Here is a 14,824-nt window from a genome sequence, read left to right on the forward strand (position 1 = left end):
AGAGAGTTATGCGCCTGCGGATTGAGGCAGCTCGGCCACCAGGCGCAGTGAAACCGTGAGCTCGTCCAGCTGGAAGTGCGGGCGCAGGAACGCGACTGCACGATAGACACCCGGTTTGCCCGGGACCTCGGACACCTGGACCGATGCTTCACGCAGCGGGAACTCGGCCTTTGCTTCTTGCGACGCGCCGTCGTCCAGCAACACGTAGCGAGACACCCAGCCATTCAGGTAGGACTCGACGTTGCCGGCCGACGCGAAGCTGCCGATCTTGTCGCGCATCATCGCCTTGAGGTAATGAGAGATCCGGCAGACCGCGAAGATGTACTGAAGCTGGGCGGACAGCACAGCGTTCGCATTCGCCGCATCGGTGTTGTACTTCTTCGATTTCTGCACCGACTGCGCACCGAAGAACGCGGCGTAGTCGGTTCCCTTGCAATGCACGAGCGGGATGAATCCGAGGTCCGAGAGTTCCTTCTCGCGGCGATCGGTAATCGCAACCTCGGTCGGGCATTTCAGCGCGACTTCTCCCTCGTCGGTCTTGAACGTGTGCGTCGGCAGGTCTTCGACCAGGCCGCCGCCCTCGACTCCGCGAATCGCGGCGCACCAGCCGTACTTGTCGAATGCATCGGTGATGCGCGACGTGAATGCGTAGGCGGCATTCACCCACAGGTACTTGCTGTGATCGGTACCATCGACCTCTTCGACGAAACTGAAGCCCTCGACCGTCGTGCCGTCCTTCGGGTTGTATGGCAGGCGGCCAAGGAAGTGCGGCAGCGTCAGCCCGACATAGCGCGAGTCCTCCGACTCTCGGAAGGATTTCCACTTGGCGTATTCGACGGTGTCGAACACCTTCGACAGATCGCGCGGCTTGCCCAGATCGGTGAAGCCTTCGAGCCCGAACAGTTCAGGCGATGCCGCCGAGATGAACGGGGCGTGCGCAGCCGCAGCGACATGCGACATCTGCTCGATGAAGTACATGTCCTCAGGCTGACGCGTGATGTCGAAGTCACCGAGCAGCGAACCGAACGGCGCGCCACCGAAGGTGCCGAACTCTTCTTCGTAGACTTTCTTGAACAGCGTGCTCTGATCGAATTCGATCGCGCCGCGGAAATCCTTGATCAGTTCGCGCTTGGTGGCATTGAGCACCTTGATCTTGAGCATCTGGCCGGTCGCGCTCTGCTTGCACAGATACTCCAGGCCGCGCCAGGAGGATTCGAGTTTCTGGAACTCCGGCGCATGCATCACCGCCGACAACTGGTCGGAGAGCATCTCGTCGAGTTCGGCAATGCGTGCATCAAGGGTTGCCGCAAGGTTCTCGGAGACAACGACAGTGCCTTCCATCACCTGCTGCACGAGTTCAGCGATCAGGTCGCGCGCGCGGTTGTGTTCGACGGTAGAACGTGCGACACGGCTTTCCGACACGATCTGATCGAGCAGACTGTATTCGGTCTCAGGGGCCTGGGTGGCAAGGGCGGCGTACGGTGCATTCATGACTTACTCCTCGACCTTGGCCTCGGCGCCCAGCGCCGCCAGCTTTTCGGTATTGCTCAGAACGTCCTGCAGCAAGTCTTCGAGCTTGTCGTTACCTGCCAGCTTGTTGCGCAGATCGGCCAGCTTGCTGCGCGCCTCAAGCAGCTTGCGCAGCGGATCCACCTGCTGCACGACGGACTCGGGACGGAAGTCATCGATGGAACGGAAATTCAGGTCGACCGCGAATTCGCCACCTTCTGCAGAAAGACGGTTCTCGACGCGGTAGGCCGCGCGCGGCGAGAGACCTTCCATGACGTCATCGAAGTTGTCTCCGTCGATGTTCACGAAACGACGGTCACGCAAGCGCGGCTGCTCGACTTCCGATTGCCCTGCGAAATCGCCGATGACGCCGACAACAAAGGGCAATTCCTTTTGCTCGACTGCGTCGCCGCGCTCAACCTCGTAGGTCAGCTGTACGCGGGGCGCGCGGACACGAGACAGCTTCTGCTGCACACTTTCTTTCTTGGCCATGATGGATTCCTGTTTGGTTCGTGTGGTTCGGGGGCGGTTACTTGAGTGCACCGAAAGGGTCTGCGGACGCCTTTGAAGCGGGAGCGGCTGGCTTGCTGGCAGGAGCAGTCGCGGACTTTGCTGGCGCGGGCATCGGCGCGGCAGGAGCAGCCGGCGCCGCTGCAACAGCCGCCACAGGTGCCGCAGCAGAGCCGGCCGGCGCCGCGGGGGCAGCTTTGGCGGTGACGCGTTGCTGTGACTTCGCTTTCTTGGGTTCTTGCGCAGGCCCAACCGGAACCAGCACGTCTTCCTTGATCGTCTCGCGCAGCGTGCGCGCCAGACGCTCAGCCTCGCCACGTGCGTCACCACCCAGGGCAACACCACCGCGCAACTCCTGAATATTCCGCACTGCGATGCGCAGACTCGCAACCAGTGCAATGCCCTTGGCCTGGACGTTCGCGGGGTCGCGCTGGACCGCCTCGTCGGCAGCCGAAATGGCGCCCGAATAGTTGCCGCGATCAAACTGCAACTGGGCCATGCGCACCCACGGCGCCGGATCGGTCGGGTGCGCCTTGGCCGTGCCCTCCAGCATCGCCTGGGCCTTCTGCACATCGCCGGCGGCGACCAGGTCGTCGACACGCTGCTGCACTGTTGCAACGTCCTTGAATTGGTCCAGCTCGGCCATCGGCGGCGTGCTGGCGCATGCCGCCAGCAACAATGCCGACAGCATCGGAATCAGGTTCACGTCGCAAAACCGGCGACGTTTTTGATGTGTCATTTCGTGGCTCCTGTTCGTGATTTTCGGTAGCGACTGCGACTCCATGCCGCACTTCACACCACAAATGCATATTCCATTGGCGTATGCAACATGGGTGGTAATCTACGAACAAGCAAGTACGGTTTCAATGACAATGCCATACGCACTGTGCAGTTCTACCGCATCCGCCAACGGCGCAAGACAAAGCGCGGCAGCGCTCGCGCTCCTGTGTTGCCTGCTGCCCGCGTGCAGCTCCATGGACGGCAATGCAGTGATCGGATCGGCCGCAGACAGCGCACTGGGTGTCGTGGGTCTCAAGCGCGCAAACGCCGACACAACGACCGGCTTCGACGAGATTCCGTTACGGATTCACGCCGCACGAAACCTGAATGCCGGAGCAGATGACAAGGGCACCGCGCTGGTGGTGCGCATCTACAAGCTGCGCGGGATCGATGCGTTCCTGTCGATGCCACCGGAAGCGGCGATGCTGCCGGTGAAAGAAAAGGAAGCATTGGGCGCGGATCTGATCGAGGTCCGCGAAATAGTCCTGACGCCCAACCAGCAGCTAGAGGTGAAGGAGAAGGTCTCGCGCGAGGCTGGCTTCATCGCGATGGCAGGGCAGTTCCGTAATCCGGCGGCGTCGCGTTGGCGTGTCGCGTTTGACCGGGGTGCCGCGGCAAAGAGCGGTGTCTTGGTTGCGGCACATGCGTGTGCGTTCAGCGTTGGCGCCGGTGCGCCGATCGGCTGGAAGGAAGCACAAGCAACAAGACTTGCGGCGGCGCGGTGCGGCGCACCGGACGACGACACGAAATAGCAGAATCAGGAGAAGCAGCTTGAAGGCAGCAGCAAAGGTGTTATGGGGTGAAGGGCTGTTCTTGCGGCCGCAACACTTTCAGCGACAGGATCTCTACCACGAGTCTCGTGTTACTGAACTCGGCAGGACGCTGCACCCGTATGCGTGGGGATTCCGCCAGATCGAACTGGACCGCGACGCGCTGGCGTCCGGCGTGCTCCGCATCGACCAGGTCCGCGCCAGCTTCCCCGACGGCGAGTTCTATGCGGCGCCGGACGCCGACGAGCTACCTGATCCGATCAACTTGTCGCAGCTCGACTTTGCGCGCGACACGATCACCTTCCACCTGGCGCTCGCTCATCTGCGAAGCTCGGGGGGCAATCACGCCCAGCCCGGCGACGCCCGCACCAACGCCCGCTATCGCCCCGCCACCGAACCCGCCGCGGATCTCTACACGCGTGCCGCAGAGGCCGATGTCATGCTGCTCCGCAAGCAGCCGCGACTGCTTTCGGAATTCGACGCCATCGAACAATTCGTGACCCTGCCGGCCGTGCGCATCCGCAAGACCTCGACCGGCGGATTCGAGATTGATCCGACGTTCATGGCGCCCGCGGCATCTATCGACGCCCTGCCACCGCTGGTCCTGATGCTGCGCCGCATGCTCGACGTGTTGCAGGCCAAATGCGCCGCGCTTTACGGCTTCCACCGCGAACCAAGCAAGAACATCGTCGAGGTACGATCAGGCGATATCGCGTCGTTCTGGCTGCTGCATACGGCAAGCAGTGCTTTCGCCCGCCTCAGCCACCTCTACCGCCATCCGCGTCTTCACCCTGAGCGCCTGTTCGAAGGTCTGCTGGAGGTCGCGGGCGCGCTGATGACCTTCTCGAAGAGCTACACGCTCGACGACCTGCCGACGTATGACCACGCGGATCCGTCACCCGGATTCTTCCGCCTGGATCGGATCGTGCGCGAGTTGCTGGAAACCGTGATCTCGACGCGCTGCGCCACGATCGCGCTGAATGAAGCAAAGCCCTCATTTTTCGTCGGGCGGCTGGACTCCGAAAAACTCGGCAACGGCAGCGCGTTCTACCTCTCGGTTGCGGCCGACATGCCGCCGCCCGAGCTTGTCGACGCGGTGCCGCTGCGCTTCAAACTGGGTGCCCCCGACGACGTCGACAAACTCGTCCTCTCCGCCATGCCGGGGGTAAAACTTACCGCCGCGCCCCAGGTTCCCGCCGCCGTGCCGGTACGGCCAGGCAACTACTATTTTTCGATCGAACCCCACGGCCCACTTTTCGAACGGATGCTGCAGGCGCAATCGGTGGCGCTTTACGTGCCGTCAGGCTTCCGTGAACTGCGGGTCGAACTCTTCGCACTGGTGCAATGATGAGCCAAGTCCAAGCCCCATCCCTCTTTGGCGATATCGAACCGCGACGCCGCCCGCCTGCCGAGGCACCGCGGCAGGCCAAGACGCTGGCGGACATGATGTACGACGGTTTCTACCTGATGTTCCTGATCCGCAATCGCAACGCGCCAGTCGATGCAGAGAGCTTCCGCAATCGCCTGCGCGAATTTCTCGACGACTTCGAGCGCAACGCCAAGCGGGCCAACATCCCCGCCGATGACATCTTCGCGGCGAAATACGCATTCTGTGCCGCGATGGACGAGCACATCCTCTCATCGCGCTTCAGCATCCGCGACGCCTGGGAACGCCAACCGCTGCAGCTCGCATTCTTTGGCGATCAACTGGCGGGCGAACGCTTCTTCGAGCGCCTCGAAGGACTTCGTGCCGAGGGCGCAGCGCGCCTGCAATCGCTGGAGGTCTATCACCTCTGCCTGCTGCTCGGCTTCCGCGGGAAATACCTTCTCGAATCGCCGGAGAAACTCGGTTACCTCGTCGGCCGCCTGGGCGACGAGATCGCCCACTACAAAGGCAACCGGGCCGCATTTGCACCGGACTGGGCCGCACCGGATGCAGTCAAGCACGCCCTGCGCAGCAACGTCCCCCTGTGGGGCGTGCTCAGCGCATACGCGTTGGTCGCACTCGGGTTGTTTGTCGGGCTTCAAACCTGGCTTGGCAAAGACACCGACAAGGTCTTGGCCGCCTTCCACGACATCGTGAAGGTCGCGCCGCGTCAGGCACATGTGACGATCAGCCTGCCTTGAACGCCCGACCCTCTTATCGCGATTGAGACGCCGGACTGTCTTTGCCTTGCCTTTTGTGTGGCCGATCCGATAACGTCAGCTGAAGGGTGATCGGCCCCTGAATGAAAGCATTGCGGATTGAAGTGGCGCCGATGACCCTATCGACGCCATTCGACCCCAGCTTCAGCGTCCTTTAGCACGCGCGCCGGAAATGGCCCGCCTTCAAAGAAGGCCTTGACGGATTCTGTGCATGCCAGCACAGCACCCGCCACAACGCTTCGAGTCCGCCGAAGAAGACTTCCTTGCGCTTGTCCGGATGCAGCGGGGCGCCGCGCGGCAAGCGCCCCGCCTTCGCCTCGCACAGCGCGATCACCAATTGGCGCCGAAGCCGCAGGGGACCGCGTCGCCGCTCAACAACGTCTCGCGTCACGAGCTGATCTTCGCGCGGTGACCGGAAAAGCCCGTTCGACAACGACGCCTGGGTCACGCGCTGAGTTGTTCCGCCGTGTATGTACGACAGCGAACAGACCGGTAGCCCCGCCGTGCCCAAGATGCCCTTGTTAGAACCATATGGCGACGGCTGCCCTGCGTGACACCGGCGCCCCGGCCGAGGGGCTCTTCCTCACTGCAAGGAGCATGTGTCATGTCCAAACGCGACGAATACATCGATACGATGAAGCACCAGCTCGACGAAATGAATGCCAACATGGATGTGCTCGAAGCAAAGGCACAAGCGGCCCGCGACGATGCCCGCGACAAGTACAAGGCGGAATTGGCCAAACTGCGCCAACAGTCAAAGCTGGCGCTCGCCAAGCTCGATGAACTGAAGACGGCGGGCGAGGAATCGTGGGACAAGATCACCGACGAGATGGAGAAGGTCCGCGACGCCTTCATTCACTCCTTCCGCTATTTCAGGTCCCAGCTCTGAAAGGTTGCGCCCCCGCGAACGGTTGCGGGGGCGTCATTGCGAACACGGCCGGCGGGAACTCAGGTTCTCGTCCGGCCGCATTTCTTTGTCGCTGCGCTGCCGCCTCAGCCCGCGACTTGCGTTTGCGGCGTCCGCAGTGCGTCGGCGAAATCGTGGTTCACGTCGCGGTGGCCCGCTTCGTCTTGCCGCACCACCAGGATCACGTCGCGCAAGCGCGCGGTCGCCGGCAGCTTCCAGTAATCGATCGCGATCTGCGGCGCCGGCACGTTCTCGTAACGGCCACTCTCCACTCCCGCCAGGTACTCGGTGTAGCTGAACACGGCCTCTTCTTCGAAATAGCCCACCATGCGGTGCGCCGTCTTCGGTGACAACAGGTAGAGCACGAAGAAGAAGTTGTAGAACACGCCCTGCGCCAGCAGGATCAGGAAGCGTTCGAAGCCCGAGGGCTGTGCGATCTGGATGAAGGTCATCAAATGCATGCGCTCGTTCTCGGCTTCGTCGAGCAGGGTACGGATCCAGCCGTGGTCGTCCGACATATGTCGCAGCGCACGCAGGTGCTGCAGCGTGCCACCCACCATGCCCGGCACGGCAGCCACGGTTTCGAGCACCACCGCGCGGTGGCCGTAGCGATTGGCGAAAAACAGGTCGGCGAAGAATCGCAGGAACTTGCAGATGCCGTAGGCAATGCGGTCTTGCAGGCCCGCGGGGGTGCGGTGGGTGACAGTGGGTTCTGACGCTTGCATGGTGATGCTCCTGATGGGGAAATCACGGAGCCGGCCTTGTGCGCCCGCCCCCAGCCAACGCCCTTGCCGCGGTTGACGGCGACGGCGTGCCACACGACGCGAGGATCGAGGCTCGGCCCGCTGGCGTGTTTGGCTACTGTCAGATAGACGGGCGCGAGGCGTTTAGGTTCCGCGCCGGGCCAAGGTTTGCACGATCTTCTGAAAGCCGCCCGCAAGCCAGAGCGGTGCCGGCGCGTTCAGCCCGCTGCCGCGCGTTTCAAGAGTCGGTCGTAAAGCACCACGTTGACCGTCGCGCCGAGATTCATGCAGCCGTGGGTTGGCACGTAAACGATGTCGCGACACCACGCGGTGACGTTGCCCTTGAGGCTCCCGTCCTCCGGCCCGAAGATGTAGAACGCCCGCTCGGGGTGCTGGTATTGCGTCAGCGGCTGCGCGTCGGGGTGGAGTTCGACCGCAACCGGCACGCAGCCCAGCGGCACCACGCCGCACAGATCCTCCACGCCGATCAGCGGAATCTGCAGATACGCCTGCTTGGTGTCGGTACTGAATTCGCGCGCGGTCTCGTAGCGCTTGCCGGTGTAGAACACCGAATGGGCGCCGTAACAACCTGCCGCACGCATCACTTCGCCGACGTTCTTCGGGCTTTTCGGATTGACCAGGCCGATACAGGCGTAACCGTCGTAGTCACGTACAGCTTGCTTGCGGGTGAGGGTTTCGATCTTGGACATGGGCGGTGACCCGGAGGCGGACGTCCATTCTAGCGTCACCCCCACCGCACAACGCCCGCCGGGCGCTTGCCGGGCGGGCGTTGCACATAGCCTGCGTTGATCAGGCCGGCGCGCTGGTGCGGATCAGGTGGTCAAACGCACCCAAACTCGCCTTGGCCCCCTCACCCATCGCGATGATGATCTGCTTGTACGGCACCGTCGTCGCATCGCCGGCTGCGAACACGCCTGGCACCGAGGTCTCGCCGCGGGCGTCGACTTCGATCTCGCCGCGCGGCGAGAGCTTGACGACGTCCTTGAGGAAGTCGGTGTTCGGCAGCAGGCCGATCTGCACGAAGATGCCTTCGAGTTCGATGTGGTGCGCCGCGCCGCTGACGCGGTCCTTGTACGAGAGGCCGTTGACCTTGCTGCCGTCGCCGGTCACTTCGGTGGTCTGCGCCGAGGTGATGACCTTGACGTTGGGCAGGCTGTGCAGCTTCTTCTGCAGCACCGCGTCGGCACGCAGGGTGTCGGCGAATTCAAGCAGGGTGACATGGGCGACGATGCCGGCGAGGTCAATCGCCGCCTCGACGCCGGAGTTGCCGCCACCGATCACCGCGACGCGCTTGCCCTTGAAGAGCGGGCCGTCGCAGTGCGGGCAGAAGGCCACACCCTTGGTCTTGTACTGCTGCTCACCCGGCACACCCATCTCGCGCCAGCGCGCCCCGGTCGAGAGGATCACGCTGCGGCTCTGCAAGGTGGCGCCGGAGGCGAGCTTCACCGTGTGCAGGCCACCCGGCGTGGCGGCAGGCTCCAGCCCGACAGCCCGCTGCAGGTTCATCACATCGACGTCGTAGTCGCGCACATGCTGCTCCAGGCCGGCCGCGAGCTTGGGGCCGTCGGTGGCTTTGACCGAGATGAAGTTCTCGATCGCCATCGTGTCCATCACCTGGCCGCCGAAACGTTCGGCCACCACGCCGGTGCGGATGCCCTTGCGGGCTGCGTAGATCGCCGCCGATGCGCCGGCCGGGCCACCGCCCACCACCAGCACATCGAACACGCCCTTCTGGTTGAGCTTCTCGGCTTCGCGCGCCGCGGCGCCGGTATCGACCTTGGCAAGGATCTCCTCGACGCCCATGCGGCCCTGGCCGAACAGCTCGCCGTTGAGGTAGATCGAGGGCACACCCATGATCTGGCGCGCATCGACCTCGGCCTGGAACAGCGCGCCGTCGATCATCACCGCTTCAAAGTTGGGGTTCAGCACTGCCATCGTGTTGAGCGCCTGCACCACGTCCGGGCAGTTGTGGCACGACAGCGAGATGAAGGTCTCGAAGCTGAACTTGCCTTCGATCGCCTTGATCTGCGCAATCACGCCCTCTTCCAGCTTCGGCGCATAGCCGCTCACTTGCAGCAATGCGAGCACCAGCGAAGTGAACTCGTGGCCCATCGGGATGCCGGCGAAATGCACGCGCGGCGTTTCGCCCTTGAGGCTGATGCCAAACGAGGGGCGGCGCGCGTTGCTGCCATCCACCCGCAGGGTGACTTTGTCCGACAAGGTGGCGACTTCTTCGAGCAGGCCGTGCAGCTCGCGCGACTTGGCGCCGTCGTCGAGCGAGGCGACCAGCTCTATCGGCTGCACGAGTCGTTCGAGATAAGCCTTCAACTGGGCCTTGATGTTCGCTTCAAGCATGGAGGCACTCCTTCTTTCGGGCCCTTGCGTCGGGCAAGGGCCGGGGGTTCTGTGGATCGCAGTGCAAAGCGCGCATTCCAACCCGCTTTGCACTGCGAGCCGCCGAGGCGGCTCTTGCGGCGCGACCAAAGTCGCGAGTGCGCCGTCGCGAGCGGGCCAAGGTCGGGGCGAGAAGCGCAGCCGTACGTGAGGTACGGCGAGCATCACAGCCCCGAGATTGGCCCGCGCAGCAGACGCAATCGCGGCTTTAGATCTTGCCGACGAGGTCGAGCGACGGCGCCAGCGTGGCTTCGCCTTCCTTCCACTTCGCCGGGCACACTTCACCCGGGTGGCTGGCGACGTACTGCGCGGCCTTGACCTTGCGCAGCAGCTCTTCGGCGTTGCGGCCGATGCCGCCGGCGTTCACTTCGATGATCTGGATCTTCCCCTGCGGGTCGATCACGAAGGTGCCACGCTCGGCGAGGCCGGCCTCTTCGATCAGCACGCCGAAGTTGCGCGACAGCAGGTGGGTCGGGTCACCGATCAGCGGGTACTTGATCTTGCCGATGGTCTCCGACGTGTCGTGCCAGGCCTTGTGCGTGAAGTGCGTGTCGGTCGACACGCCGTAGATCTCCACCCCCAGCTTCTGGAACTCGGCGTAGTTGTCGGCCAGGTCGCCCAGCTCGGTCGGGCACACGAAGGTGAAGTCGGCCGGGTAGAAGAAGAAGACCGACCACTTGGCCTTGGTATCGGCATCCGACACCTCGACGAACTTGCCGTTGTGGAAGGCGGTGGCCTTGAAGGGCTTGATTTCGGTGTTGATGAGGGAAGCGCTCATGGTGTTTCTCCTGTGCTGTTCGAGGTGAAGAGACAAAGTGTTGTGCGACGGAGTGCAGATTAAGGATTCGGACAAAATCAATCCAATTGATCGCACCGATAACATGCATAGCCACAACCTATCGATTACTCGTCAGCTTCCACCCACGCAGCCTGGGTCCAGGGCACCACGCACACCAGCGTCATCGTTCTGTCGCACACGGGCAACATCTCTGCAGCATGCTGCTCGCCTGGAGGATGTTTGATGCGCCTGCTGTTCGCCCTGATCACCCTTTCCGCGTCCGGCTGCGCGCTGGCGCAGGACCCGCTGCATTGCGCTTCGACGATCCGCGAACTGCGTCAGGTCGCGGGCGACCCGGCCTTCCCGCTGCGCTGGGAAGAAACCTCGATGGACGACGGCAAACCGATGATCGTCTCGATCCTCGAGCGCAACGGCCTGCTGATGCTCGAATTCATGAAGACCGGCGAGAGCCTGTGGGCCGAAGGCGCGGGCGTCATCTGCCGTAGCGGCACCGATCTCGAAGCGCGCCTCAGCAAGGACCAGTTCCGCCTGGGGCCCGCCGCCAACTGGCTGGCCCGCCTGGCGTTGTCCGACGGCGGCGCCTTCACCCTGCGCCGCCGCGTCAGCAACCAGCTGCACATCGCCACCCGCGGCTGGAGCGGACGCTTCGTGCCGACGGCAGTCGAGTAACCGAGCTGCGTTACCGGGGTTCAGATCGTGCGAAACGGCGGCGAACCGCCATCGGGCGTTGTGTCGGCGACGGTTTTGACTTGGGGTCCCGTCGAGAGCGCCGAGTGGCGCAGCGGGGTCGGGGGATCGGCGCGGAGCGCCGACGGCGAGGACTGTCTGAGGCCCAAAGGGCCGAGTTCCGCAGCCGTCCGACTTCTCGAGCACGCGAGGGTAGTCAGGTGCGCCGCACCTGACCGCGAACGGCGTAAGCGGGGGTTCGCGGAGCACTGCTCCGCGCCGCTGGAGCGGGCAGTGTGTGCAAACACTGCACGATTTCGGGTCGCCTTTTCTTGGTTACCTCTTTTGGCAAAGCAAAAGAAGTAACACGCCCGCCGGGTGCGGGAACCCGGCCAACGATCCTGCGCGATGGCGTTGCCGATGATAGTGACGTTGGGCTTCGCCGCGCTCAGCCCAACCTACGGCCCTGAATGCAATGAAGCTCAACCTACCGGGCTACGGACGGCACACAAGCGTTGTGTCGGCGATGGTTTTGACTTTGGGTCCCGTCGAGAGCGCCGAGTAGCGGAGCGCGACCGGGAAGAAGGCCGAGGACTGTCTGAGCACCGAGCGCAGCGAGGGCGAGTTCCGCAGGCCCCCGGTCGCGCGAGCAACGCAGGGAAGTCAGGTGCTCCGCACCTGACCGCGAACGCCGGGTCGTCTTTTCTTGGTTACTTCTTTTGACGAAGCAAAAGAAGTAACACGCCCGCCGGGTGCGGGAACCCGGCCAACGCACGGCTGCAAGAACCATACGATGTGGCTTTGGCAATTCGTTGGGCTTCGCAAAGCTCAGCCTAACCCACGGCCCTCACGCCGGTTTCACGCGAGGGCGCCTACTCACCTCGATCTTCGATAAGTCGAATGGAGATGGGAACACTGATACCGACGATTTCTTGTACAACGAAATTTCAAATTCGCGCCCACTTAGGTCTTTAGCAAGAAACTCAATCGATGAGTAGCTTCTGCTAACGCTGAACTTGGCGTCACAAATATCTACAACCAACATTTCATTGCGCTCAGTCCACGCTAATGCACACAACAGAATGTCATTTTTCATTTTTGTCGCACGCAATTCATTGACAAGAATGAAAGGAAGGACAGCCCAAAAAACTTCCGCAATCCAAATTGCACATTCTTTTAGGCTGGCCATGCGCCACCCCTCAAAAAACCCAGCGACAGCGAGAATGAGCCACGAAGTGTAAAGGTGCCGCACAGGTCATTTGCAATTCGCCGTATAAATGGAATTCGGGTCGTCATTTAGTGATTTCACTATTTTTGAGGCCACTGAAGCCGCTTCGCACGAATCGGCCCAAAGGTTCTTTGAGGGTTTAGAGTCAGTTCTCGCATAATTGCATCGCACTCTCTGACAACTCGCAACGCGGCCACGTGTCCCACCAGGTTGGTCCGAGCCTGAAAGCCCAATAGCCACGGTGCAGGTACGCCTTCAGCGGGGCGCTCATGACGCCCCGCCTTTCTTTTGCTGCCCTTGGCAGATCAGCCATCCCCCTTCGGCTTCGTCATCCCCTCCCGAATCAAATTCCCCAGCAGCACATCCACCAGCGTGCCGCCCTGCCCGCTGCCGCCGCCTGCAACGATATCGGGCACCAGCTTCACGCCGGCTTTCGCGAGCGCTTCGGCGACCTGCACCATCGCGTAGTTGCCGGATTCCATCGAGGCGATCTTGAGCTTGATGACTTCGGCTTCGGCGCCACCCACGGCCTGGGTCTTCGCGGCTTCGGCTTCGCCCACGGTGCGCAGCACGGTGGCGTCGGCTTCGGCGTTGATCTTCTTCGACTGGGCCTGGCCTTCGGCTGCCTTCACGGTGGCCTTGGCGTTGAAGTCCGCAATCGTGACCTGCCGCTCGGCGTCCACCACGCGGGCCTGCGTGGCGGCGAGTGCGGTGGCCTGCTCGAGTTCCTGCTTCACGACCTGCGCCTGGCGCTGGGTGTCGTAGGTGACGCGCTCCTGCTCGGCGATCTTGCGGTCGGTGAGCGTCTTCATCAGCTCGTCCGGCGGCACGATGTCGCCAATCAGCGTATCGACCGCGCCGACGTTGTATTCCTTCAGCGCCGCGGCGATTGCCTGACGCGCTTCGTCCTGCCGCTTCGAGCGGTTTTTCAGGAAGTCGATGATGTCCGAACCCTGCGCGGCGTTGCGGAAGTAGTTGCCGATCGTCGGTTCGAGCACCTGAGTAACCAGCGCCGCCATGCCGCCGAAGCGCGCGATGACCTTGGGCGCGTCGTTGCGCGGGATGTGGATGATCTGCGAGACGTCGAGGTTGAACTTGAAGCCGTCCGCCGAACGCACCGTGATCGTCGACAGGTTCGCGTCGAGCTTGTGCGCCTCGGTCTTGCCGGTCGCCCAGTTCAGCACCACGTTCGCGGTCGGCACGTTGCTGACCTTGTGGGTATAGGGGTTGATCGGGTACTTGCCGGGGTCCAGCGGGTCGACCCACACGCCCTTCTCGCCGCGGCTGACGAGGTTGCCGTGGCGGAAGGATTCGCCGGTGACGTCGTGGCCTTCGCGGCCGACATAGGCGATCACCACGCCCACATTGGCGATCGGCACCTCCACCATGTCGACCACTTCCACCGTCGCGAAGCGCGGGTTGATGAAGTAGCGGCCGGCGAGCAGCACTTGCTCCTGCAGGCCCTTGCTACCGCCGTTGTCGACGAAGGCCTGCGGGTTCTGGAACATGTTGTGGCCGGCGACTTCCGGGCCGGCGATTTCGCCGGTGACCAGCGGCTTGCCTTCCTTGGTCGTGATGATGCCGACCTTGTTTTCGGGGATGTCGACCACTTCGGCCAGATGCACCTCGAACAGCGCCGGGTTGATGCGGTACGTCCCCGGCGTAATGACCGACATCTGCGGGCCGCGCTCGCCACCGCCGGCCAGGAAGGCCGCGCCGTCCTGGAAGGAATCACAGACGACCTGCCGCGCAATCACGCGGCCACTGGGCAGCGGTGCGCCATCGAGCGCTTCGACAATACCCAGCTTGCCCTGCGGAATGCTCACCGCCGGCTTGAGGTCGACCTTGAACAGCAGCGTGTTGATCCGGTAGGTGCCAGGCGGAATCAGCGCCATCTGCGGGCCGCGCTCGCCGTTGTTCTGCAGGAAGGCACGCGCATCCTGGTAGGTGTCGCACTCGACCTGCTTGGCGATGATGCGGCCGCTGGGCAGCGGGTTGCCGTCGCAAGCTTCGACCACGCCGACTTCGCCCTGCGGCACGGTGAAGAACTTGACCAGCTCCACCGTGTATTGCCAGGGCCACAGCGCCACATGCAGGCCCGGTGCAAGCGTATCGGCCTGGTAACCGGCCTCGCCGTTGAGCGCGATGATGCGGCCGTCCGGCAGGTTGCGGTTGGCGCCGAACAGCACGAATTTCTTGGTGACCACGCCAAGGCTGTCGTCCGGCACGATGATCACGCCGAACAGCCACAGCACCCACTTGTAGCCGATCGCCACGACGATCAGGCCGATGAGGACGAACAGCCAGGTGGCATGCCCGACCAGGGATTCGAAAAAGTCCATGAGTTCCTGT

The 14,824-nt window shown here is 63.0% G+C and carries 15 protein-coding genes; 5 read left to right on the top strand and 10 right to left on the bottom strand.

The genetic code is table 11. From position 1 onward, the window contains the following. Positions 1-6: 6 nt before the first annotated feature. Genes tssC through GGR36_RS10600 form a run of 3 tightly spaced genes read right to left on the bottom strand, consistent with a single transcriptional unit; the run spans position 7 to position 2,758 of the window. Positions 7-1,491 carry a type VI secretion system contractile sheath large subunit gene (gene tssC, locus GGR36_RS10590; RefSeq protein ID WP_183634556.1) on the bottom strand — a complete coding sequence of 495 codons (1,485 nt, stop codon included), beginning with the start codon at positions 1,489-1,491 and terminating at the stop codon, positions 7-9. Between the two features lie 3 nt (positions 1,492-1,494). Continuing rightward, positions 1,495-2,001: a type VI secretion system contractile sheath small subunit gene (gene tssB / locus GGR36_RS10595; RefSeq protein WP_183634557.1), complete on the bottom strand. Its 507-nt coding sequence runs from the start codon at positions 1,999-2,001 to the stop codon at positions 1,495-1,497. A 37-nt stretch (positions 2,002-2,038) separates the two neighbouring features. Then, positions 2,039-2,758 carry a tetratricopeptide repeat protein gene (locus tag GGR36_RS10600; protein WP_183634558.1) on the bottom strand — a complete coding sequence of 240 codons (720 nt, stop codon included), beginning with the start codon at positions 2,756-2,758 and terminating at the stop codon, positions 2,039-2,041. Between the two features lie 133 nt (positions 2,759-2,891). Here GGR36_RS10600 and tssJ point away from each other — a divergent pair, with 133 nt between their 5' ends. The 3 genes from tssJ to icmH are packed head-to-tail and all read left to right on the top strand — an operon-like array spanning position 2,892 to position 5,696. Beyond that, positions 2,892-3,551: a type VI secretion system lipoprotein TssJ gene (gene tssJ, locus GGR36_RS10605; RefSeq protein ID WP_183634559.1), complete on the top strand. Its 660-nt coding sequence runs from the start codon at positions 2,892-2,894 to the stop codon at positions 3,549-3,551. Between the two features lie 19 nt (positions 3,552-3,570). Next, positions 3,571-4,917: a type VI secretion system baseplate subunit TssK gene (gene tssK / locus GGR36_RS10610; protein ID WP_183634561.1), complete on the top strand. Its 1,347-nt coding sequence runs from the start codon at positions 3,571-3,573 to the stop codon at positions 4,915-4,917. Then, positions 4,917-5,696 carry a type IVB secretion system protein IcmH/DotU gene (gene icmH / locus GGR36_RS10615; protein ID WP_183634562.1) on the top strand — a complete coding sequence of 260 codons (780 nt, stop codon included), beginning with the start codon at positions 4,917-4,919 and terminating at the stop codon, positions 5,694-5,696. The genes tssK and icmH overlap by 1 nt, the downstream gene beginning before the upstream one ends. A gap of 172 nt (positions 5,697-5,868) precedes the next feature. Here icmH and GGR36_RS10620 read toward each other — a convergent pair whose 3' ends face one another. Beyond that, positions 5,869-6,162 (bottom strand): hypothetical protein, encoded by a 294-nt coding sequence (locus tag GGR36_RS10620; protein ID WP_183634563.1) that lies wholly within the window; start codon positions 6,160-6,162, stop codon positions 5,869-5,871. A gap of 156 nt (positions 6,163-6,318) precedes the next feature. On the opposite strand from GGR36_RS10620, the gene GGR36_RS10625 reads away from it, so the two are divergent. Continuing rightward, positions 6,319-6,603: a sll1863 family stress response protein gene (locus tag GGR36_RS10625; protein WP_183634564.1), complete on the top strand. Its 285-nt coding sequence runs from the start codon at positions 6,319-6,321 to the stop codon at positions 6,601-6,603. Between the two features lie 104 nt (positions 6,604-6,707). Here the strand turns inward: GGR36_RS10625 and GGR36_RS10630 are convergent, their stop codons facing one another. The 4 genes from GGR36_RS10630 to ahpC all read right to left on the bottom strand — a co-directional run bounded on the left by GGR36_RS10630 (position 6,708) and on the right by ahpC (position 10,557). Then, positions 6,708-7,346 (bottom strand): alternative oxidase, encoded by a 639-nt coding sequence (locus GGR36_RS10630; RefSeq protein WP_183634565.1) that lies wholly within the window; start codon positions 7,344-7,346, stop codon positions 6,708-6,710. A 236-nt stretch (positions 7,347-7,582) separates the two neighbouring features. Beyond that, positions 7,583-8,074: an RNA methyltransferase gene (locus GGR36_RS10635; protein ID WP_183634566.1), complete on the bottom strand. Its 492-nt coding sequence runs from the start codon at positions 8,072-8,074 to the stop codon at positions 7,583-7,585. Positions 8,075-8,174: 100 nt separating this feature from the next. Continuing rightward, positions 8,175-9,740 (bottom strand): alkyl hydroperoxide reductase subunit F, encoded by a 1,566-nt coding sequence (gene ahpF, locus GGR36_RS10640; RefSeq protein ID WP_172196988.1) that lies wholly within the window; start codon positions 9,738-9,740, stop codon positions 8,175-8,177. 247 nt (positions 9,741-9,987) lie between these two features. After that, entirely contained in the window at positions 9,988-10,557 is a 570-nt protein-coding gene (ahpC, locus tag GGR36_RS10645) for an alkyl hydroperoxide reductase subunit C (protein ID WP_183634567.1), read from the bottom strand. 243 nt (positions 10,558-10,800) lie between these two features. On the opposite strand from ahpC, the gene GGR36_RS10650 reads away from it, so the two are divergent. Beyond that, positions 10,801-11,247, top strand: coding sequence for a hypothetical protein (locus tag GGR36_RS10650; RefSeq protein ID WP_183634568.1), 447 nt, complete (start codon positions 10,801-10,803; stop codon positions 11,245-11,247). Positions 11,248-12,091: 844 nt separating this feature from the next. Here the strand turns inward: GGR36_RS10650 and GGR36_RS10655 are convergent. Then, on the bottom strand, positions 12,092-12,433 hold the full coding sequence (locus tag GGR36_RS10655; RefSeq protein WP_183634569.1) for a hypothetical protein: 342 nt from the start codon (positions 12,431-12,433) through the stop codon (positions 12,092-12,094). A 344-nt stretch (positions 12,434-12,777) separates the two neighbouring features. Continuing rightward, the gene (locus GGR36_RS10660) at positions 12,778-14,814 is read right to left on the bottom strand and encodes an SPFH domain-containing protein (protein WP_183634570.1); all 2,037 of its coding nucleotides are present in this window, start codon (positions 14,812-14,814) and stop codon (positions 12,778-12,780) included. Positions 14,815-14,824: the final 10 nt, after the last annotated feature.

The sequence above is a fragment of the Niveibacterium umoris genome, from assembly GCF_014197015.1.
GTDB lineage: Bacteria > Pseudomonadota > Gammaproteobacteria > Burkholderiales > Rhodocyclaceae > Niveibacterium > Niveibacterium umoris.

What these genes read in the sequence shown, in the direction of transcription:
- tssC (WP_183634556.1), bottom strand. Translation starts at nt 1,491, where the DNA reads ATGAATGCACCGTACGCCGCCCTTGCCACCCAGGCCCCTGAGACCGAA.
- tssB (WP_183634557.1), bottom strand. Translation starts at nt 2,001, where the DNA reads ATGGCCAAGAAAGAAAGTGTGCAGCAGAAGCTGTCTCGTGTCCGCGCG.
- GGR36_RS10600 (WP_183634558.1), bottom strand. Translation starts at nt 2,758, where the DNA reads ATGACACATCAAAAACGTCGCCGGTTTTGCGACGTGAACCTGATTCCG.
- tssJ (WP_183634559.1), top strand. Translation starts at nt 2,892, where the DNA reads ATGCCATACGCACTGTGCAGTTCTACCGCATCCGCCAACGGCGCAAGA.
- icmH (WP_183634562.1), top strand. Translation starts at nt 4,917, where the DNA reads ATGAGCCAAGTCCAAGCCCCATCCCTCTTTGGCGATATCGAACCGCGA.
- GGR36_RS10625 (WP_183634564.1), top strand. Translation starts at nt 6,319, where the DNA reads ATGTCCAAACGCGACGAATACATCGATACGATGAAGCACCAGCTCGAC.
- GGR36_RS10630 (WP_183634565.1), bottom strand. Translation starts at nt 7,346, where the DNA reads ATGCAAGCGTCAGAACCCACTGTCACCCACCGCACCCCCGCGGGCCTG.
- GGR36_RS10635 (WP_183634566.1), bottom strand. Translation starts at nt 8,074, where the DNA reads ATGTCCAAGATCGAAACCCTCACCCGCAAGCAAGCTGTACGTGACTAC.
- ahpF (WP_172196988.1), bottom strand. Translation starts at nt 9,740, where the DNA reads ATGCTTGAAGCGAACATCAAGGCCCAGTTGAAGGCTTATCTCGAACGA.
- ahpC (WP_183634567.1), bottom strand. Translation starts at nt 10,557, where the DNA reads ATGAGCGCTTCCCTCATCAACACCGAAATCAAGCCCTTCAAGGCCACC.
- GGR36_RS10650 (WP_183634568.1), top strand. Translation starts at nt 10,801, where the DNA reads ATGCGCCTGCTGTTCGCCCTGATCACCCTTTCCGCGTCCGGCTGCGCG.
- GGR36_RS10655 (WP_183634569.1), bottom strand. Translation starts at nt 12,433, where the DNA reads ATGGCCAGCCTAAAAGAATGTGCAATTTGGATTGCGGAAGTTTTTTGG.
- GGR36_RS10660 (WP_183634570.1), bottom strand. Translation starts at nt 14,814, where the DNA reads ATGGACTTTTTCGAATCCCTGGTCGGGCATGCCACCTGGCTGTTCGTC.